The sequence below is a fragment of the Paracoccus wurundjeri genome, assembly GCF_030678915.1.
Classification (GTDB): domain Bacteria; phylum Pseudomonadota; class Alphaproteobacteria; order Rhodobacterales; family Rhodobacteraceae; genus Paracoccus; species Paracoccus onubensis_A.
This window is the reverse complement of sequence record NZ_JAUUTZ010000030.1, coordinates 15,033-33,306: the sequence shown is the minus strand read 5'-3', so window position 1 is coordinate 33,306 and position 18,274 is coordinate 15,033. Positions and strand designations below refer to the sequence as shown.

Genomic DNA, 18,274 nt, shown 5'->3' with positions numbered 1-18,274 from the left:
ACGATCCTCATTGGCTCATCTCCCGTGACCAGCTGATGGCGTTGACATGGATGCCGAGCGGATTGGCGCGCAGGCGCTCGGCGCTGCGCGGGGGCTGGATGATGATGGTCAGGATCGCGGTCCAGCGCTCGGTACCTGATTGCTGGCCATTCCCGTAATGGCGCTCGGTCCAGGCGACGCGGAACGAATCCGGCGAGGCCCGGATCACGGATGACACCTCCACGGAGATCTGTTCCTCGCCGACACGGGAAAATGGATCATTGGCACGGGCGTAATCATTGAGCACGGCCGCGCCGCGATCAGTGGTGAACTCATAGGCCCTGAGCCAGTTCTGGCGCAGGATCACCGGATCGGCGGGCAGCCCGCGGGTCTGTTCGATGAAACGGCCGAGATGGAAAGCGATCTGGGGATCGGTCGGCTGATAATCGGCGTCCGCGGGCCCGACAGCCTGGGCCTCACCCAGCGCATCAACCTGCACCACCCAGGGAGCAATCGTACCGCGCGCCGATTGCCAGATCAGGGCCGCGGCAAAACAGCCCGAGAGGATCAGGCAGCCGAAGGCCATGATGCGCCAGTTTCTTGCCTGTAGCCGGGCCGAGCCGATCCGCTCGTCCCAGACCTGGGCGGCTTTCTGGTAGGGCGTCTCGGGCTCCGGTGTCCTGCCGTAATGCGTGGTCGGGCGCTTAAAAATATTCATGGGCGATCGCTTTCGGAAAGATTGACGGAGGCGCCAGGGCCATGGCTGTCACCCGCGCGCAAGGCGTGGGCCGTCACCCTTGCGCCCTGACCAAGCCCCGGATGACGGCGGAGGCGCTGCGCCCAGGCGGGGGCAGTGCTGGGAGGGGTTGAGCTGCTTGTTGCGAAAGACTCGTCAGACTCGCCGCCGCCAAGCGTGCCCATGGTGGACCTGCCGCCGGTGGCCGCGACGCTGCTTTTGGCGCCCTGCGCATAGCCCGACGTCATGCTGTTTGCGGCACGGGAGGCGGCCTGCCTGAGCGGAGAGGCAAGCGCGCTTCCGGCAGCACGCCCGACGCCGCCCATGCCCGCAGCAGCTCCACCGATCCCAGATTGTCCGCCTGCCCCGAGCCGGTAGGCGGTGGCGGCGCCGCCGGCAAGTGCCGCGCCACCCCGGGCGGCTGCCGTTGCTCCAGACATCGCGGCCGCACCACCGCCGGCCGCAAGCGTTGCGGCTCCACCTGCGGCAAGGGCCGCGCCACCCACCGCCAGTCCGGTGCCGGCGGCAGCACCCGCCCCCAATTGCGGGCCACCGGAGACCAGCCCGGTGGCAATGCCGGGCCCGAAAATGCCCAGACCCAGCAGCGAGAGCGCCGCCAGCACGATGGCCATGGCCTCATCGATGGTCGGGGTGGCGCCGCCGAAGCCTTCGGTGAATTGACCGAAGAGCGTGGAGCCGATGCCAATGATCACCGCCAGCACCATGACCTTGATGCCGGAGGAGACGACATTGCCGAGTACCCGCTCGGCCATGAAGGCGGTCTTGCCGAAAAGCCCGAAGGGGATCAGCACGAATCCCGCGAGGGTGGTCAGCTTGAACTCGATCAAGGTGACGAAAAGCTGCACGGAGAGGATGAAGAAGGCGAGGATCACCAGCGTCCAGGCAAAGAGCAGGCAGGCGATCTGGATGAAGTTCTCGAAAAACGCCACCCAGCCCATCAGATCGGAAATGCTGTCCAGCAGCGGCCGTCCGGCATCGAGCCCGGTCTGGGCGACCCGGCCGGGCCGCATCAGGTCGGCATTGGTGAATCCGGTGCCCGAGGCCATCAGGCCGAGACCGGAAAAACTCTCGAACACGATCCGGGCGAGAGTGTTCCAGTTCGAGATGAGCCAGGCGAAGACACCCACGAAGAGCGTTTTTTTGACCAGCCGCGCCAGAATATCATCCTCGGCGCCCCAGGCCCAGAAGAGCGCGGCCAGCGTCACATCGATGACGATCAGCGTGCTGGCGATGAACGCCACTTCGCCACCCAGCAATCCGAAGCCGGAATCGATATAGGAAGTAAAAACCTCCAGGAATTGATCGATGACGCCCGTACTCTCCAAGATTCACTGTCCCTCGTTCTTTTTTGGGAGTTCCGGATCCGGCGTCTTTCCCAAAAACCGGTCGCGGGTCTCGGCCCAGACGTTCAGGCATTTTTCGTCCTTCGCGGCAGATTCGCCCATTTGCTGGCAGCGGCGCTGTTCCATGCGCAGCGGATCGGTGGGGAATGTGAGCTGTTCCAGCCCCGGCGGCTCCGGCAGATCCCCGGTTTTTTGTAACCGGATCACGGTCACCGTCATGGCCACGGCCAGCAGCAGGATCGCGACAACACGTGGCCAGAACGGATCATGCATGGCGCGCGCCCTTGCCCATCATCACTCGCTGAACATCCGGGCGTTGCCCGGGCGATAACCCCTGCCGGGCGTCAGAAACCGCTCGCGCTGGATGCGTCCCTGTTCGGCGGCGGTGGCGCGCTCGGCCTCGAGAAGCGCTTCCGACCGGCCATTCGCCGACATCACCGCGACCAGGTCGGAGAGCTGCTGCGATTGCAGCGCCAGCAGCTGGTTGCCGGCCTGGGTGGCCTGAAGCGCACCCACCGCATTCTGGCTTTCATCGACCAGCGTGGACATTTCTGTATGGTTGCTGTCGATATTGCCGACGGCGCCGGCCTGCATGCGCATGGCGTCTTGCAAACCACCGATGCTGGTCTCCCAGCGCGAGCGCGCATCCGTGAGAAGCTGCTGATCCGTTGCCGAGTGCGAAAGTTCCCCGTAATCCTGCGCAAATGCCTGATCGATCTTCTGGACATCGAAGGCAATACCCTGCGCCTGCCCGAGCAGTTGCTGGGTCTGCTGCACATTCTGTTGCAGCTGCTGGAGCGCGCTATAGGGCAGACTTTCGAGATTGCGGGCCTGGTTGATCAGCATCTGCGCCTCGTTCTGCAGCGAGGTGATCTGGTTGTTGATCTGCTCGAGCGCCCGCGCCGCGGTCAGCAGGTTCTCGGCATGGTTGGTCGGGTCGTAGACGATGCGACCAAACCCGCCGAAGAAGGCATGGGCCGGGGGCGTCAGGATCGGCGTCAGTGCCAGTGGCGCCGCCAACGCAAGGACCAGTGCCGTGGCGCTGGTGATGCCGAAAATCGGGATTTTCATTGGGATCTTGGTGCTGCGCGTCACGGATCGATCTCCTCTTTGGTCATGTTCTCTTCCCCGGCGAATTCGGCGTTGGACACCGCCGAAATGGTCTCACCCTCGCCGGGAGCCCCGACACCATCAGGCAGTGATGTGCTGTCCCTTTCCGGCTCCTCCGTCCCAGCTGCGAGATTGGGCAGATCGGGGATCAGATCCGCCGCCCAGTCGACGCCGCGCGCCTGGAGCCAGGCTGCCAGAAAACCGTCGCGGCCATGTTCGGCGAAAATTTCCGTAATCAACGCTTGATCGGATTTGGCGGAGGCGGCGCAGAGGGCGAGGCCGACTTCGCTGAGTCCCAGTTCGAATAGCCGGTTGCCGCGGCGCGACTGGCAGTAATAGTCCTGCTTCGGCGTGGCCCGGGCGAGAATCCCGATCTGCCGGTCATTGAGGCCGAAACGGCGATAGATCTCGGTGATCTGCGGCTCGATGGCGCGCTCGTTCGGCAGCAACAGCCGGGTCGGGCAGGACTCGATAATCGCGGGCGCGATGGCGGAATGGTCGATATCGCTCAATGACTGCGTGGCGAAAATGACGGAGGCATTCTTCTTCCTCAGTGTCTTCAGCCATTCGCGGAGCTGCTCCGCGAAGCCCTCGTCATCGAGCGCCAGCCAGCCCTCGTCGATGATCAGCAGCGTCGGGCGGCCATCAAGCCGGTCACCGATGCGGTGGAAGAGATAGGACAGTACTACCGACGCCGCGCCGGTGCCGATCAGCCCCTCGATCTCGAAGGCTTGGACATCGGAACTTCCGAGATGTTCGGTTTCCGCGTCGAGCAGCCGGCCGTAAGCCCCGCCGATGCAATAGGGCCGCAAGGCCCGTTTCAGATCATTCGCCTGCAGCAGCACGGCCAGCCCGGTGAGGGTGCGTTCCCTGACGGGTGCCGAGGCCAGCGAGGTGAGTGCCGTCCAGAGATGCTCCTTCACCTCCGGGGTGATCCGGATGCCCTCGCGTGCGAGAATGGCCACGATCCAGTCGGCCGCCCAGGCACGTTCATGCGCCTCATGGATGCGGGCCAGCGGCTGCAGTGAAACCGAAACATCCTCGCTTTCCGTCAGCCCGCCGCCGAGATCATGCCAGTCGCCACCCATCGCCAGCGCTGCCGCCCGGATCGAGCCGCCGAAATCGAAGGCGAAGACCTGACTTCCTTTGTAGCGGCGGAACTGCAGCGCCATGAGCGCCAGCAGCACGGATTTGCCGGCGCCGGTCGGACCCACGACCAGCGTATGGCCGACATCGCCGACATGCAGGGAAAACCGGAACGGGGTCGCGCCCTCGGTCCGGCCGTGAAGCAGCGGCGCATCACCCAAATGTGCGTCCTGCCCGTCGCCCGCCCAGACGGCGCTGAGCGGAATCATATGGGCGAGATTGAGTGTCGAGACGGGCGGCTGGCGGATATTGGCATAGGCATGACCGGGCAGTGAACCGAGCCAGGCATCCGCCGCATTGACACTTTCCGCCATGGCGATGAAATCACGCCCCTGGATGATTTTTTCCACCAGCCGCAGCTTCTCGTCGGCCACACGCGGATCACTATCCCAGACCGTAACTGTGGCGGTGACATATGCCATGCCCGCCGTATCGGCCCCAAGTTCCTGGAGCGCGAGATCGGCGTCAGTTGCCTTGTTTGCCGCATCGCTGTCCACCAGTGCCGATGGCTCATTGGTCATCACCTCCTTGAGGATTGCGGCGATCGATTTGCGCTTGGCGAACCATTGCCGCCTGATCCGTGTCAGCAGCCGTGTCGCATCGGTCTTGTCCATGAGAATGGCGCGGGTCGACCAGCGATAGGGAAAGGCTAGCCGGTTCAGATCGTCGAGAATGCCCGGCGTGGTCGACCCCGGAAAGCCGGTGAGGGTCAGCATCCGCAGATGCTGATCGCCCAGCCGCGGTTCCAGCCCGCCGAGAAGCGGCTGGTCGGCCAGCAGCGCATCGAGATGCATCGGGACGTCCGGCATGCCCGCGCGCTGCCGGTTCGTGGAAATGGTGGAATGCAGATAGCTCAGTGTCTCGCCATCATCGAGCCAGCGGCATTCCGGCATGAAACCGTCCAGAAGCGCCAGCATCCGGTCGGTCTGATCCTGAAAGCCGCGCAGCAATTCCCAGGGGTTCACGCCCGCGCTTTCGCGGCCCTCATAGAGCCAGCTCTCGGCCCGCGCCGCATCCTCGGCCGGCGGCAGCCACAGGAAGGTGAGATAGTAGCGGGAGGTGAAATGCGCGCTGTCTTCTTCAAAGCCGGCCTTGCGTTCTGCATCGAGCAATGCCGAGGCCGGATCGGGAAACATGCTGTCCGGATAGCTGGCTGCCGCGCTGCGCTGCGCCTCCACGAAAATCGCCCAGCCGGAGCCGAGGCGGCGGAAGGCATTGTTGATGCGGCCGGCCACCGCCACCAGTTCGGCAGCGACCGAAGACTCCAGGTCCGGCCCGCGGAACCGGGCCGTGCGCTGGAACGATCCGTCCTTGTTCAGCACCACACCCTCGCTGATCAGCGCCGCCCAGGGCAGGTAATCGGCAAGCCGCGTGGCGTGACGACGATATTCGGCAAGGTTCATCATACCCGCATCCTCATACCGCCAGATGGCCAGGCAGGCGCAGATGCCGCCGCGCGACCTCGACGAAGAGTGGATCGCGCTTTGCCGCCCAGACGGCGGCGATATGACCCAAGGCCCAGATCAGAATGCCTGCGAGCCAGAGCTGGAGACCCAGCCCTACGGCGCCGGCCAGCGTGCCGTTCAGGATCGCGATGCTCCGTGGTGCACCGCCGAGCAGGATCGGCTCGGTGAGCGCGCGATGGACCGGGACGGAGAAGCCGGGCACGGTAGCGAGGTCTTCAAAACCCGCCATCAGATCACGGCCCCGCCGCCGAAACTGAAGAAGCTGAGGAAGAAGCTCGAGGCCGCGAAGGCGATGGAGATGCCGAAGACGATCTGGATCAGCCGGCGGAAGCCGCCGCCGGTATCGCCGAAGGCCAGGGTCAGCCCGGTCATGATGATGATCATCACCGCGATAATCTTGGCGACCGGCCCCTCAATGGATTCGAGGATCGATTGCAACGGCGCCTCCCAGGGCATCGATGAGCCCGAGGCATGGGCGGCGGGCGCGATGAACATGCTGGCATAGGTGAGGAAAGCCGTGGTCGCGATATGCTGGCGGATGCGCAGGGCATGGTGGATCATGCGGGATCTCCGGTATCATGGAAGGTGTCGATATCGGGAATGACGGGGGTGATGCGGTAGTCCCCGTCCAGACCGAGCCCCTCGACGTGGGCGAGTTCGGACAGGCGGCGCGCCGATCCGCGCCCCGAGAGCACGGCGATCAAATCCACGGTCTCAGCGATCAGGGCGCGCGGCACGGTGATGACGGCCTCCTGGATCAGCTGTTCCATCCGCCGCAGCGCCCCGATGCCCGATCCGGCATGGATGGTGCCGATGCCGCCGGGATGGCCGGTGCCCCAGGCTTTCAGCAGATCGAGGGCTTCTGGCCCCCGCACCTCGCCGATCGGAATCCGGTCCGGGCGCAGCCGGAGCGCGGAGCGGACGAGATCGGAGAGAGAGGCGACGCCCTCCTTTGTCCGCATGGCCACAAGATTGGGCGCGGCACATTGCAGCTCCCGCGTATCCTCGATGAGCACCACGCGGTCGGTGCTTCTGGCGACCTCGGCGAGCAGCGCATTGGTCAGTGTCGTCTTGCCGGTGGAAGTGCCGCCGGCGACGAGGATATTGGCATGGGTGGCGACACCAAGCCGCAGTGCCTCGGCCTGCAGCCGCGTCATGATATTCTTGGAAACATAATCCTCGAGCGCGAAGACCGCGATGGCGGGTTTGCGGATCGCGAAGGTCGGCGCCGCGACCACCGGCGGCAGCAACCCCTCGAAGCGCTCGCCACTCTCCGGCAGTTCGGCCGAGACACGCGGCGCCCCCGCATGGGTCTCGGTGCCAACATGATGCGCCACTAGCCGGATGACCCGCTCGCCCCCCTCGGGCGACATCGTCTCACCGGTATCGGTCAGCCCCTCGGACAACCGGTCGATCCAGAGCCGCCCGTCGGGGTTGAGCATCACCTCGACGGTCACGGGATCGTTCAGAAACCGGGCGATCGCCGGCCCGAGCGCGGTCCGGAGCATCCGCGCTCCGCGCTCCAGTACCTCCGGTTTCCGATGAGTATCCACCATGCCGTCCCCGTTCCGTTCGCGGGCGCCTCCAACAGGCAACCCTGGATCGGGGACAGCAAGAAAGCCGGAAAAGGCCCACGAGCAACAGGTTTTTTCTCGAGATCGAATTCGGTCGTAGAGGAAAGAAAAAATACAGGAAGTCTGCGGTGCGGATCCCGATCGCGAGTGCTGCGAAGCCGCCTGTACCGCGACTCAGGTTTCCGGCCGCAGGGCCTCAAGAAATGTTTCCAGCGCGGGATTGCTGTTGTCGGGATGCCAGCAGGCAAGATAACCGATCCGGGTCGCGCCATTGCCATCATGCAGGGGTCGGAACACCGCTCCAAGATCAGTTAAACCGCTCGCACATTCACACTGCAGGCTGATCCCTTCGCCGGTACCGACCAGGCTCAGGATGCTTTCGCGACTGACATGCAGGCTGACAATAACCGGTTCATCCGAGGGCGCGGCCAGCTTGGCGATCAGGATGTTGCGGATATCCGGGCCCGGATCCTGATGCGAGATCAGAAACCGTTCTCCCTTCAGGTCGGACCAGTAGATGAAGGGGTGTTCGGCCAACGGATGATCTTCCGGCAGGGCGGCCATCAGATGCTCCGTACCGATTGCCATCGTATTCAGCGCCGGGCACCGATCCGGTTCCCCGAGAATGATTGCCACATCGATTTTGCCGGATTGGATATCAGCCATCAGTTCGGCAAAGGGCGCCTCCAGCAGGTCAATATCGATATCGGGGTGGTCTTCGCGGAACCGCCGCAGGATAAGACGGAAAGAACCCGAAGACAGGGATTTGTAGAAGCCCAGCGCAACACTACCCCGCCGACCCTGTACGGCAGCCCGCGTGCGATCACTCAGCCGCTGCAGATCGTCGAGGATACGCCCTGCCATGTCGGAGAAACTCTCACCGACAGGGGTTAGTTTCGCGCCGGCGGTGGAGCGGTCGAAGAGGGCGGTGCCGAGTTCCTCTTCGAGCTCACGGACTCGTCGGCTGACGATCGGTTGCTGAACCTTCAGTTCGAGTGCCGCCGCACTGAAACTGCCGTTACGTGCCGTTGCGGTGACATATCGGAGATGACGAAAGTCCATGGCATGCTCACCTTTCCAATATCTGCAGCGGCTACCGCTGGTTTTTCTGATGCGCTAACGACATGCGCAGGATTGACGGCAGAATGCCTCCAGCTTGTAATGTGGTAAGCTCCTGCTTGGTCTCGATATCGAGGCGTACCGCGATAGGGAGGGGAATGCCGTTCGTAATCAATTCAATTACATGCTGCTGACCGAGGCTGAGTTCTTCAGGATTAAGAGCTATCCGGATGCGATCATTACACCTGATACCGGCGTTGGCCGGAACAAAACCGTCGAGGATACGAATAGGAGCAATGCCCATGCCGATCAGGTTGGTGCGATGAATCCGTTCAAAGCTTCTTGCGATAACAGCACGGACTCCGAGCAACGCGACCCCTTTGGCTGCCCAATCCCGGGATGATCCCATACCATAGCGTTCTCCGGCCATCAGAATCGCTGGAATATTTCGTTGTCGATAGAATTCGGCCGCGCGATGCAGGGTCAATGCCTCCGTTTCGCCTTCGACGCGTGTCTCACCTGAAGCCAATTCCGGTGCGAGAAAGTTTTGAGCCAGGCGATTGGTGAACAAGCCGCGGAGCATCACCTCCCAATTGCCACGATAGGCGGCGTAGACATTAAGGTTATCCGGCTCTGAGCCGTGTTTGATCAGCCAGCGTCCGGCCTCGCTTTCAGGCGCGATGGCACCGGCCGGTGAGATATGATCGGTCGAGATATCGTCCCCCAGGATCGCCAATGGCGCTGCGTCATATGATCCAAGGCGCGAGGCGTTATCCAACGAAGCGAACTTCGGGCGGCGCAGGTAACGCGAGTCGGGATCCCAGGGGAAACGGTCACTCACCGGTGCGTCGAGGGCTGCCCACTCGGAATTGCGTGCCGCAACGTTGAAGGCGCGTTTGGTGTCTGCCGGGTTGATCGCGGTGGCCATCGCAGCATTGATCTCGTCCTCGGCAGGCCAGATATCCGCCAGCTGGACAGGGGTGCCGTTTGCGGATGTTCCGAGGGTGGTGGTTCGTATGTCCTGCCGAACATCGCCGTATAGAGCATAGGCGATCACGAGGGGGGGCGATGCGAGGTAGCCAAGATCGAGCGCGGGGTGAACCCGACCAGGAAAATTCCGGTTCCCGGACAAGACGGCGACCACAGCCTTGCCAGCGTTTAAGGCGCTTCGGATCTGTGGAAGCAATGGACCGGAATTCCCGATGCAGGTCGTGCAACCGAAGCCAACAATATCGAAACCCAGCGCTTCCAGATCTTCTAACAGGCCGGCGCGTTTCAGAAAGTTCTGTGCCGATGGCGAACCGGGGGCAAGCGATGTTTTGACCCAGGGTGGTGGCCGTAGCCCTCGACGGTTGGCGTTTCGTGCAAGAAGGCCGGCGGTGATCAGCAATCGTGGGTCAGACGTATTGGTACAGCTCGTAATTGCAGCAATTCCGATGGCGCCGTCCGGTATTTCGTTCGGAACGGGATCGGCAAGCGGGCGTTGAAGTGCATCCTCGACTGCAGAACGCGCCTCGATGGTGGCTCGCCGGTCCTGCGGTCTGCGTGGTCCCGCGATCGATGGCACCAGCTCGGTGAGGTCGATTGAAATCTCCCGATCGAAACGAGGATGCTGGCGATGGTCGAACCACAATCCCATTTCTTGAAAAACCGGCTTGATCACTGCGATTTTTGCGGTGTGTCGGCCAGTGCGAACCAGATAGTCAATCACACGGTCGTCTGGTGGAAAAAAACCGGTCGTCGCACCGTATTCCGGTGCCATGTTCGCGACAACGGCACGATCATCGGCCGAAAGTGTCGCCACGCCGGGCCCGAAGAACTCGACGAAGGGGCCGGAAACCCCCAGTTTCCTGAGGTGATGTGTGACTTCAAGCGCGAGATCGGTGGACAGGGCGCCTTGTTGCAGATGGCCGATAAGCCGAACACCGACAATTTCGGGAATAGGTAGCGTTGTCGGCTGGCCAAACATGACATTTTCCGCTTCCAGCCCGCCGATGCCCCAACCAAGAACACCGATACCGTTGATCATCGGCGTATGGCTGTCCGTGCCCAGCACGCTGTCCGGGATCGCATCGAATATGTTCTCGTGCGGAGTCAATTGCAGGACAGTGGTCAGTTGTTCGAGGTTGATCGTGTGCATGATCCCGGTTCCGGGTGGGTGGACACGAAGGTTTGGCATGCTGGCGGCGGCCCATTTCATGAATGCAAATCTTTCGGCATTGCGCACGAATTCGACCGTTTTATTGCGACTTAATGCAGCGCGACTGGCAAAGCTTTCAACGGCAAGGGAATGATCGACCGAGACGTCGATGGGCAGGGACGGAAACAGGCTTCCTGGGTCGCCGCCAGCTTCAGCGAGCGCATCTTTTAGCGCTGCAATGTCAGCCAGCGCCGGGGTACAGGTCGTATCGTGCATCAACAGCCGGCTCGGCACGAATGTCAGCTCAGTACCGGCCGATCGGCCGACCAGCCATTCGTCCAGTGCGTGCAGCAATTCTTCATGATTGTCGCCCTGCGTATTGCGGAGATGGTTCTCCGCCAGAAATCGCAAGACATGCGGTAAGGAATTCAGACGATTACCTAGCATCGCGCGTAAGTTAGTGAAACGCAATGTGCCAGGCCCGGAGCTTAATGTGTTGTATAGAAGGGGCATCAAGTAATGTTCTCGTGGTTTGTTCCGTTACGCGGCAACTTTCGGCGCATGTCGTAGAAGCATGCCGAACAGGTCGCGCGGGTCGTCCGGATCGGCAAGGAGATCGAGCCTTTCAAAGAACGGATGCATGGGCAGGGAAGCACGCAAGTAGCGCAGGGCAGAGAAATCTTCGATCGCAAATCCGACGCTATCGAAGATCGTGTTTTGCTGCGCGCTGGTCCGGCCCGGCGCCTGACCGGAGATGACTTGCCAGAGTTCGGTGACAGGGTGATCGTCAGGCAATTGTTGCATCTCGCCCTCGATCCGGGTCTGAGGCGGATATTCGACGAAGATATCCGACCGTAGAAGGATATCACAATGCAGTTCGGTCTTGCCCGGGCAGTCGCCGCCTACTGCGTTGATATGGATGCCGGCACCGAACATGTTATCGGTAAGAATCGTCGCATATTGCTTGTCGGCGGTAGCCGTGGTCACGATGCTTGCCCCCAGTACAGCGTCTTCGGCAGCGTCACAGGCCGCGATATCAAAGCCGAAACTTTCAAGGTTGGACCGGCATCGTGCCGTAGCCTGTGGATCGATGTCGAAGAGGCGCAGCCGGTCGACGCCGAGCAACGCCCTGAATGCCAGAGCCTGGAATTCCGATTGAGCGCCGTTGCCGATGATTGCCATGCACCGGGCGTCCTGCGGGGCAAGCTGCCGGGCAGCAACGGCGGAGGTTGCTGCAGTGCGCAAGGCAGTGAGGATGGTCATCTCGGCGAGAAGCAGCGGATACCCGGTATTTACATCTGACAGCATACCGAAGGCAGTGACGGTCTGCCGACCGATTTTCGTATTCCTGGGATGGCCGTTCACGTATTTGAAACCGTAGAGCGCACCGTCGCTGGTTGGCATCAGCTCTATGACACCTTCGCGCGAATGCGACGCGACACGAGGAACCTTGTCGAATTTTCCCCAGCGGCGAAAGTCGTCTTCGATATAACCGGCGAGCTGACGGATGAAATCTTCGACCCCGATGGAATGCACCAGTTGCATCATGTTATCCACACTTACGAATGGAACGAGGTTCAGATCTGCTTGAGCGGGCATCGCGAGCTCCATGTCGGGGTGATCCATGAATGTTTGATCGCGAAGATCCTTGTTGCGACCTGCGGAGTGATCCGTCCGATGCACAAGCTAACCCGCGATTTCATTGCAGCAGCAGAACATGAAAAGCACAGCTTTCGAATAATGAATATTGCCAAATAATGAGCTGGATATTATCAAAACGATAAATCTATATGAGCAAAATGAAATGGATATCATCGACCGAAAGCTGATCATGCTTCTTCGTCATAATGGTCGCCGAAGCGTGTCTGATCTGGCGATTGAGCTTGGGCTTTCACGCGCGACTGTGCGCGGCCGGATGCAGCGACTGGAGATGAATGGCGAAGTGCTCGGCTTTACCGTGGTGCTTCGCTCGGACGAGTTGGACCTGCCGGTTCGCGGCATCATGATGATTGCGGTCGATGGCAACATGGCTGAACGCGTAATCCCCTCGCTGGAAAAATTCCCAGAGATTTCAGAGATCCATACGACGAATGGCAGGTGGGATATCATCGTTCGGCTGGGTGCGTGGACCTTGGCGGATTTGGATGAGGTGCTGCGCCGGATCCGGCATGTACCCGGAATCGTCGGAAGCGAAACCAGCCTTCTTCTGGCAACACCGCACAGCACGAAAGCACATATCTCAACCTGATGGGTAGGTGAATCTGATGCGAATGGTCCTGATCTTTTCGGGACATATGATGAGCAAGATCCTTCAGGCTTGATTCCCGGCGGGCATGTGTGGGTCAACTTCTGATTTTTATTAATATATTGATATTAAATAATTAAATATGAATAATTGCGCATAATCTCTTTCAGGGTTGCCAAATTGGCAGCTTGTTGGCGCCAATTTTGGCGAATCAGTTGGTGTTTTTGGGAGTGAAGGTAAGTTGGGGCGCCGAATTATTGAGAACACCGGTACAAGAAGAAGTGCATTGTCAATCTATCCATACAGCGTCATATTGTGCTACAAAATTGGCGCCATAATGGGTGATTATATGCAGGAGAGATAGATGGATTGGCAGATATGGGCTGGGCGCCACATTGCCCAAAAGGTGGCAATCCGTCATTTATACTCTGCTCGGATGCGGTTTCGGAAGGCATTTACATGACTGCGCCGAGCTTGTCTGGCCAGCGTGCGACGGTACTGACCTATGGCGACAGCCTGACTTGGGGCGTAAACCCGGGGGCCAGATGCCGGCACCTCGCGTGCGACCGCTGGCCGGTCGTTCTGGGGTGCGGACTAGGCGACCAGGTCGAGATCATTGCCGAGGGGCTGCCGGGGCGGACGACCGCTTATGACGATCCGGGTGCTGTCGTTGATCGCAATGGCGCGCGCGTGCTGCCACCGATTCTGGCCAGTCATGTGCCGCTGGATGTCGTAATTTTCATGCTTGGCACCAACGACCTCAAGCCGCAGATTTGCGGCACTGCCAGCGGAGCGACACAGGGAATGAGGCAATTGCTACGAATTGTACTCCGTCAGCGCAACATCTACGACATGCCGGCTCCGAAGATACTGGTCGTCAGCCCGCCGGTGGCGCGTATAACCGACGCAACCGGGGCCAATCCATTTTGGCTGGAACGTTGCCGTCAGGCACAAGAACTGGCACCGCTCTTCCGTGCGGTTGCCGATGCGGAAGGAGCCGCATTTTTCGATGCCGCCTGTGTCGCACGAACCTCTGATGTGGACGGCGTGCATCTTGATGCCGATGCAAGCCGCGCCATCGGTGCCGCCCTTGTGCCGGTCGTGGCCAGGCTGCTGCAGCAAGACCCCGCGACCGGCTCTTCCGCTTTCGGGACAGATCCTTGCAGGTCACAGATCAGCCCCTGCCATCCGGACGCAGAGGGAAACAAATGAAGGCATATGATCCGTCGACTAATGCAGTCCGCACGCCCGCCGAACTGGATGCCTGGCAGGCAGAAGATAGCGAACCGATATTGGATCCGGACCAGCCGATCGTGGATTCTCATCACCATCTCTGGCGCAAGCCCGAGGGCGATTTCCTCTTGCCGGAACTTCAACGAACGATCGGGTCCGGACACCATGTCGTTGCATCCGTGGCAATTGAATGTGGTAATAGCTTCCGGACGTCAGGGCGGCAAGAGATGCGATGCGTTGGGGAAACCGAGTCCATTGTTTCTGCTATCCGCGGTGCGCGACCCGGAATCTGTGCCGGTATTGTTTCTCATGCAGATTTGCATCTCGATACTGCTGTCGATGTGCTGGATGCGCAGATCGAGGCGGCCGAAGGCCGATTACGGGGAATTCGACAGAAGCTGCGTTGGGACCGTAGCGGCATAGGGCTGTTTGGACAGCGGGGGCAGCCGGACCTGATCACTGATCCCGGATTTCGCCGGGGTTTTGCATTGCTTGCCAAGCGCGGGCTGATATTCGATGCTTGGGTTTACCATCCGCAGTTGCAACAGGTAGCCGAACTGGCGCGGGCATTTCCCGACACGACGATAGTCGTCAATCATTGCGGTGGCCCGCTTGGGGTGGGGCCGTATGAGGGTCGCCTCGACGATGTGCTGGTTCAATGGCGAGCCGGTATTAATGCACTTGCAGCTTGCCCTAATGTCGTCATGAAAATCGGGGGCCTGGGAATGTTGTACTACGGGTTCAATTTTCATCAGCGTCCAAAAGCGCCGAAAAGTGCGGAATTGGCTGCTGCGTGGAGGCCGTATGTTGATATTTGTCTGGCTGCTTTTGGGCCCGACCGAGCAATGATGGAAAGCAATTGGCCGGTGGACCGGCAAAGCTGTAGCTATCGAAGCCTGTGGAATGCATTTAAGCGGCTGACGGCCGGAGCATCGGAAAACGAGCGCGCCCAGTTGTTTCATGCAACTGCCCGCCACGTATACCGTCTGGAAGAAGTCGAGCCGTGCTGAGTGAGCGCTGATCAGTCCATTGAAACCAATCTTGTCTTGGATGCGTGCATCTGTTTAATGTGGGCGGCGGATGTGAATTTCTATGAGCTGAGCCAGCGCTTCGGCGTCTCGCGCGGCAATAGCCTCGACCATTTTCTGATGCTCGGTGACGCTTTGCTGAAGGGTATCCATCGAACGCCAGATGGTAAAGGGAGCCGACCGTCCCCTATCGCGGATTAACCAGATGATCTCTACCATTACGGGGTTTTTGGTGAGATTGAACATGGCCTCGTGAAAAGCCCTGTTGGTGCGGCTCTGATCGACATGATCCCCTGATTTTGCCGCTTGCGCGAACTCGCCCGCTAATTTGTCCAGTTGCGTGGTATCCGAATCCGTCACATGTTTGATGATCATCGGAGCGGCTGCGGTCTCTACGACAACACGGACATCGCGCTGATGTTTTGACATCTCCGGGTCAACTGACGGGACCTTGTAACCACGATTCGGGACATGTTGAACGACCTTGCGAACCACGAGCGCCTCAAGAGCGCTGCGCACGTCGAAGCGGGTTGCCTGGAATTTTTCCTCCAGGTCAACCTGTCTTAGCCATTCGTCGGCACGGTATTCGCCAACCTGAATAGCCTCGGCAATTTCATCTACAAGCGAACGTTTTAGCTTACTGCGTTTCATACCATCCAAATCTCCACCAGCCGGTTTCTCTTATATTGACTATTGCCGCAAGCGGAAATTTATGCAATAAAATTGGCGCCAATAAAATTGATAAGGAAGAGCCGCATGAATGTCGACACCAGCCGCCGGACCGGGGCACCGGAACTTCATGTCTATGATCTCGGAAAAACGCCGATCCGCGCGCTGTCGTCCGACACCCGATTTGCCTATTGCCTCTATGTCCCGCCAAGTATTTCCGAGGGCGGGGCGCCGCCGGAACTTCTGGTCGTGCAGCATGGCACAGGTCGTGGCTTTACCGATTATCGGGACGATTTTGCGGCTTTCGCACGGTGGCACAACGTGATGATTCTGGCGCCGCTGTTTCCGGTCGGGCCACAAGGCGATGGTAATCGCGATGGCTTCAAATACATGATCGAGGGTGACATCCGCTACGATCACGTTCTTCTCTCTATGGTTGACGAGGTGGCCGAACGCTACGGCTGCGATTTCAGTAAATTCGCACTGTTCGGCTATTCGGGCGGAGGGCATTTTGCGCATCGCTTCCTGATGCTGCATGCCGATCGGCTATTTGCTGTAAGCATCGGCGCTCCGGGTTCGGTTACACTGCTCGATCCGACACGGGACTGGTGGGTGGGAACGCGTAACTTCGCTGAGATCTTCGGAAAAGAGATCGATATCGAGAAAATGAAACAGGTCAAAGTCCAGATGCTGGTCGGCAAGGTGGATCTGGAGACCTGGGAAATCACTCACAAGGTAGGTGGGAAATACTGGATGCCGGACGCGAACCATGCCGGCAAGGTGCGGCCTGAGCGTCTGGACAGTTTGCGGCGCTCATTCGAACAGTCCGGGATCGAGGTTCGCTTCGATTTGATTCCGAACATGGGGCATGATGGCCGACGTGCTGTCGGCCGAGTCGAAGAATTCATGGATCGGGTCTTGGCCGAACGTCGGGATGCCTGACAAAAAAATATACCAACAGGAAGGAATATCAACATGCAATCAAAACTGCTCCTTGTCGGTTGTCTTGCTTCGGTATTGGCCGTTCCATCATATGCCGATACCATCCGGGCTGCCCTGAATCAGGACCTTCGGAGTTCGCAGCCCGGCGTCAACCGCGACGGCAACTCCGACACGGTAATGGCACATGTCGCTGAAGGGCTTGTAAGCTACGATCGCGGCGGGAATGTTCAACCTTTGCTGGCAGAAACTTACGCGGTTTCGGAGGATGGGTTGACCTACACCTTCAAGCTAAGGGAAGGGGTAAAATTTCATAATGGCGAAACGATGACATCAGCCGATGTCAAGTGGAGCTTTGATTACTATTTGGATCCTGAAACGAACTGGTACTGTCTTGAAGAAGTGGATGGAACGAACGGCCTCAAGATCGTCTCCTATGACACGCCGGACGATCAGACCTTCACCATCACCATCGACAAGCCGGACGCAATGTTCATCGATACGCTTGCCCGGACCGACTGCGGTGGTACTGCCATCCTGCACGAGACATCGTTGAATCCCGATGGAACCTGGAACAAGCCGATCGGCACCGGGCCGTTCATGTTCGGCGAATGGAAACGGGGCCAGTCTGTTCAGTTCGACAAGTTTGATGATTACCAGTCGCGCTCTGACGAATCGGACGGATTTGTCGGCAAAAAGGATCCGATGGTCGACAGTATTGTCTTCATGGCAATTCCGGATGCCGCGACCGTGAAAATCGCCCTTGAGTCAGGTGATCTCGATGTTGCCACGATACAGGAAAGCGACGTTGAGGAAATCCGGGCGAACCCGGGCCTTGAAGTCGGGCTTGCCTGGACCCCTGTCCGTAATACGTTCATACTCCAAACGCGCGACCCGGTGCTGCAGGATGTCCGCATTCGTCAGGCACTGGCGATCTCGCTCAACTATGAGGAACTGGTAGCTTCGGTCACTGAAGGTCTGGGTAAGGTAAACAACTCGCCGGTCTACGATACCTCGAACTTCTATACGGAAGTTCAGCAGCAGGGCTTTGAATACAACCCTGATAAGGCACGGGAACTGCTCGCAGAGGCAGGCTATAACGGTGAAGAGATTGTTGTGATGTGCAACAAGCGCGCGGCTGTGCCAAGTTTCAACATGTCCGTTCTGGCGCAACAGATGTGGCAGGCTGTCGGTCTCAACGTTCGACTCGAGGTTCTGGATTGGCCCACGCAGCTCGACAAGTACCGTAGCGGCGATCACATGATGCAGGCAACGACCTATTCGTCGCGCTTCGACGTGGCGTCGGGCTTCGAGCAGATTTCCGGGAACAAGGACGACCAGCCGCGGAAGGTCTGGGAAAATCCCGATGCTCTGGAACTGATAGATCAAGCTCTGGCGACTCTGGATCCGGCCAAACGGCAACCGTTGTTCGACGAGTTGCACAAGATGATCTTGCATGACGTGCCGATCATCATCACCCACAATGACGTTTCGCCGATCGCATATTCGACCGAAATCAAGGGGATGGATCCCTGGACATCGCCTATGGTGCTTTGGAACCTGAGCAGGGGCGAATAATGACCAAG

General features: G+C 59.6%; 17 protein-coding genes. 5 read left to right on the top strand and 12 right to left on the bottom strand.

The features are described 5' to 3' along the window. Positions 1–7: 7 nt before the first annotated feature. From trbF to Q0601_RS21100, 11 genes are all read right to left on the bottom strand, one after another. Positions 8–697, bottom strand: a complete 690-nt coding sequence (trbF, locus tag Q0601_RS21150; protein ID WP_305291894.1) for a conjugal transfer protein TrbF — start codon at positions 695–697, stop codon at positions 8–10. Further along, on the bottom strand, positions 694–2,061 hold the full coding sequence (trbL, locus tag Q0601_RS21145) for a P-type conjugative transfer protein TrbL (protein ID WP_305291893.1): 1,368 nt from the start codon (positions 2,059–2,061) through the stop codon (positions 694–696). Before trbL ends, trbF begins: the two co-directional genes overlap by 4 nt. A gap of 3 nt (positions 2,062–2,064) precedes the next feature. Continuing rightward, entirely contained in the window at positions 2,065–2,352 is a 288-nt protein-coding gene (gene trbK-alt / locus Q0601_RS21140; RefSeq protein ID WP_305291892.1) for a putative entry exclusion protein TrbK-alt, read from the bottom strand. A gap of 21 nt (positions 2,353–2,373) precedes the next feature. Further along, positions 2,374–3,150: a P-type conjugative transfer protein TrbJ gene (gene trbJ, locus Q0601_RS21135; RefSeq protein WP_305291922.1), complete on the bottom strand. Its 777-nt coding sequence runs from the start codon at positions 3,148–3,150 to the stop codon at positions 2,374–2,376. Between the two features lie 20 nt (positions 3,151–3,170). Beyond that, positions 3,171–5,741, bottom strand: a complete 2,571-nt coding sequence (gene trbE, locus Q0601_RS21130) for a conjugal transfer protein TrbE (RefSeq protein ID WP_305291891.1) — start codon at positions 5,739–5,741, stop codon at positions 3,171–3,173. 10 nt (positions 5,742–5,751) lie between these two features. Next, positions 5,752–6,033 carry a VirB3 family type IV secretion system protein gene (locus Q0601_RS21125; RefSeq protein ID WP_305291921.1) on the bottom strand — a complete coding sequence of 94 codons (282 nt, stop codon included), beginning with the start codon at positions 6,031–6,033 and terminating at the stop codon, positions 5,752–5,754. Further along, the gene (locus Q0601_RS21120; RefSeq protein WP_305291890.1) at positions 6,030–6,362 is read right to left on the bottom strand and encodes a TrbC/VirB2 family type IV secretion system protein; all 333 of its coding nucleotides are present in this window, start codon (positions 6,360–6,362) and stop codon (positions 6,030–6,032) included. The genes Q0601_RS21125 and Q0601_RS21120 overlap by 4 nt, the downstream gene beginning before the upstream one ends. Beyond that, on the bottom strand, positions 6,359–7,309 hold the full coding sequence (gene trbB, locus Q0601_RS21115; protein ID WP_441848436.1) for a P-type conjugative transfer ATPase TrbB: 951 nt from the start codon (positions 7,307–7,309) through the stop codon (positions 6,359–6,361). The genes Q0601_RS21120 and trbB overlap by 4 nt, the downstream gene beginning before the upstream one ends. Before the next feature lie 240 nt (positions 7,310–7,549). Further along, positions 7,550–8,437: a LysR family transcriptional regulator gene (locus Q0601_RS21110; protein ID WP_305291888.1), complete on the bottom strand. Its 888-nt coding sequence runs from the start codon at positions 8,435–8,437 to the stop codon at positions 7,550–7,552. A gap of 31 nt (positions 8,438–8,468) precedes the next feature. Further along, the gene (gene acnA / locus Q0601_RS21105) at positions 8,469–11,087 is read right to left on the bottom strand and encodes an aconitate hydratase AcnA (RefSeq protein WP_305291887.1); all 2,619 of its coding nucleotides are present in this window, start codon (positions 11,085–11,087) and stop codon (positions 8,469–8,471) included. A 27-nt stretch (positions 11,088–11,114) separates the two neighbouring features. Then, a complete protein-coding gene (locus Q0601_RS21100) occupies positions 11,115–12,200 on the bottom strand; it encodes an ornithine cyclodeaminase (protein WP_305291886.1) in 1,086 nt (361 codons plus the stop codon). 178 nt (positions 12,201–12,378) lie between these two features. Here Q0601_RS21100 and Q0601_RS21095 point away from each other — a divergent pair, with 178 nt between their 5' ends. From Q0601_RS21095 to Q0601_RS21085, 3 genes are all read left to right on the top strand, one after another. Next, the gene (locus Q0601_RS21095) at positions 12,379–12,822 is read left to right on the top strand and encodes an Lrp/AsnC family transcriptional regulator (protein WP_305291885.1); all 444 of its coding nucleotides are present in this window, start codon (positions 12,379–12,381) and stop codon (positions 12,820–12,822) included. Between the two features lie 456 nt (positions 12,823–13,278). Next, positions 13,279–14,031 (top strand): SGNH/GDSL hydrolase family protein, encoded by a 753-nt coding sequence (locus tag Q0601_RS21090; protein ID WP_305291884.1) that lies wholly within the window; start codon positions 13,279–13,281, stop codon positions 14,029–14,031. Further along, complete coding sequence (locus Q0601_RS21085) at positions 14,028–15,062, top strand: amidohydrolase family protein (protein ID WP_305291883.1); 1,035 nt, start codon at positions 14,028–14,030, stop codon at positions 15,060–15,062. The genes Q0601_RS21090 and Q0601_RS21085 overlap by 4 nt, the downstream gene beginning before the upstream one ends. 54 nt (positions 15,063–15,116) lie before the next feature. Here the strand turns inward: Q0601_RS21085 and Q0601_RS21080 are convergent, their stop codons facing one another. Then, positions 15,117–15,731, bottom strand: a complete 615-nt coding sequence (locus tag Q0601_RS21080; protein WP_305291882.1) for a GntR family transcriptional regulator — start codon at positions 15,729–15,731, stop codon at positions 15,117–15,119. A gap of 105 nt (positions 15,732–15,836) precedes the next feature. Here Q0601_RS21080 and Q0601_RS21075 point away from each other — a divergent pair, with 105 nt between their 5' ends. Continuing rightward, entirely contained in the window at positions 15,837–16,691 is an 855-nt protein-coding gene (locus tag Q0601_RS21075) for an alpha/beta hydrolase family protein (protein WP_305291881.1), read from the top strand. Between the two features lie 33 nt (positions 16,692–16,724). After that, entirely contained in the window at positions 16,725–18,266 is a 1,542-nt protein-coding gene (locus Q0601_RS21070) for an ABC transporter substrate-binding protein (RefSeq protein WP_305291880.1), read from the top strand. Positions 18,267–18,274 lie beyond the last annotated feature (8 nt).

What these genes read in the sequence shown, in the direction of transcription:
- trbE (WP_305291891.1), bottom strand. Translation starts at nt 5,741, where the DNA reads ATGATGAACCTTGCCGAATATCGTCGTCACGCCACGCGGCTTGCCGAT.
- Q0601_RS21080 (WP_305291882.1), bottom strand. Translation starts at nt 15,731, where the DNA reads ATGAAACGCAGTAAGCTAAAACGTTCGCTTGTAGATGAAATTGCCGAG.
- trbF (WP_305291894.1), bottom strand. Translation starts at nt 697, where the DNA reads ATGAATATTTTTAAGCGCCCGACCACGCATTACGGCAGGACACCGGAG.
- Q0601_RS21110 (WP_305291888.1), bottom strand. Translation starts at nt 8,437, where the DNA reads ATGGACTTTCGTCATCTCCGATATGTCACCGCAACGGCACGTAACGGC.
- Q0601_RS21085 (WP_305291883.1), top strand. Translation starts at nt 14,028, where the DNA reads ATGAAGGCATATGATCCGTCGACTAATGCAGTCCGCACGCCCGCCGAA.
- Q0601_RS21075 (WP_305291881.1), top strand. Translation starts at nt 15,837, where the DNA reads ATGAATGTCGACACCAGCCGCCGGACCGGGGCACCGGAACTTCATGTC.
- trbK-alt (WP_305291892.1), bottom strand. Translation starts at nt 2,352, where the DNA reads ATGCATGATCCGTTCTGGCCACGTGTTGTCGCGATCCTGCTGCTGGCC.
- Q0601_RS21070 (WP_305291880.1), top strand. Translation starts at nt 16,725, where the DNA reads ATGCAATCAAAACTGCTCCTTGTCGGTTGTCTTGCTTCGGTATTGGCC.
- trbJ (WP_305291922.1), bottom strand. Translation starts at nt 3,150, where the DNA reads ATGAAAATCCCGATTTTCGGCATCACCAGCGCCACGGCACTGGTCCTT.
- Q0601_RS21090 (WP_305291884.1), top strand. Translation starts at nt 13,279, where the DNA reads ATGACTGCGCCGAGCTTGTCTGGCCAGCGTGCGACGGTACTGACCTAT.
- Q0601_RS21095 (WP_305291885.1), top strand. Translation starts at nt 12,379, where the DNA reads ATGGATATCATCGACCGAAAGCTGATCATGCTTCTTCGTCATAATGGT.
- trbB (WP_441848436.1), bottom strand. Translation starts at nt 7,309, where the DNA reads ATGCTCCGGACCGCGCTCGGGCCGGCGATCGCCCGGTTTCTGAACGAT.
- Q0601_RS21120 (WP_305291890.1), bottom strand. Translation starts at nt 6,362, where the DNA reads ATGATCCACCATGCCCTGCGCATCCGCCAGCATATCGCGACCACGGCT.
- Q0601_RS21100 (WP_305291886.1), bottom strand. Translation starts at nt 12,200, where the DNA reads ATGGATCACCCCGACATGGAGCTCGCGATGCCCGCTCAAGCAGATCTG.
- acnA (WP_305291887.1), bottom strand. Translation starts at nt 11,087, where the DNA reads ATGCCCCTTCTATACAACACATTAAGCTCCGGGCCTGGCACATTGCGT.